Origin of the sequence: Paenibacillus sp. LHD-38 (assembly GCF_031157315.1) — a bacterium.
GTDB lineage: Bacteria > Bacillota > Bacilli > Paenibacillales > Paenibacillaceae > Pristimantibacillus.
Genome location: NZ_JAVIFU010000133.1, coordinates 1 through 1,098 on the forward strand (window position 1 = coordinate 1; position 1,098 = coordinate 1,098).

General features: G+C 48.4%; 1 protein-coding gene. It reads left to right on the top strand.

What is annotated here, in order from left to right; genetic code table 11:
• Positions 1 to 1,064: IS4 family transposase (locus tag RCO25_RS34580; RefSeq protein WP_309000567.1), on the top strand; the 1,064-nt coding region annotated here is incomplete at its 5' end.
• Between the last annotated feature and the right edge of the window lie 34 nt (positions 1,065 to 1,098).

The following is a 1,098-nucleotide window of genomic DNA, read 5'->3' on the forward strand; positions in this document are numbered from 1 at the left end:
TGAGCACGATGGTGTTTTTGCTCCTGTTCGTGGAAGCCCAGCTCCAGAAACGCAAGGGGCTACGATCGATTATGAGAGAGATTCAGGCCGACGAGGAATTTCAGCAAGCGATAGGCATCAACTCGATCAGTGCCGCTCAGCTTTCACGGAAAAACAACAAACTGGATCCAGAAGTGCTGCAAAACATTCTGTGCGATCTCATCTCGCAACTGTATCGCCTTCAGACCCCAACAGCCACTCGCGTAGGTCCGGTGAAAGTAATCGACTCCACCACAATCAGCCTTTGTCTGAACAAGTACAAGTGGGCGACGTTCCGTAAAACAAAAGCCGGTGTGAAACTACATCTTCGTGTTACGTTTGCGGAGCCAGGCATGGTCTATCCGGACAAAGCGATCATCACATCTGCAAAGCCAGCGGATCATACGCAGATGGACGTGCTGATTGACGTAGCCGACGCTACTTATTTAATGGATCGCGGTTACCTCGATTACACGAAATATGACGACTACTGTGTGCGCGGCATTCACTTTGTATCTCGGCTTAAGAATAATGCCATCGTAGAGGCAGTGGACGAGTTTCCTACACCAGAAAACTCGAAGATTACTCGCGATGTGAAAGTCATCTTAGGCAAAGGCAATAAGCGTATGGAGCACGCGCTTCGCATGATTGAGACGACCGATAGCAAGGGCAATCCGGTTCGGATCATCACGAACCGCTTTGATCTCACAGCCGAGGAGCTAGGCGACTTGTATCGGAGTCGCTGGCAAATCGAGATTTTCTTCCGGTGGGTCAAGCAGAATTTGAAATTGACCTGCTTTTACGGCACAGAAGAGAATGCTGTCATGAACCAAATCTGGGTCTGCCTGATCGCTTACTGCTTGTTGCTCCTGATGAAGCTTGAGATCGCTGGAAAAAAATCACTGACGGAACTGATGGATATATTGAGAACACTGTTGTGGAAATCTTGGATAAAGCTTGAAGCTGCAATGAACCGAAAGCCGAGCCGGACATCCAAAGGCCGACAGAAAAAGCAGACACCCGTCGTAATCGCGTTCCAAAGCTAGAAACAAACCCTTGAAATGGATTTAAATACCAAAT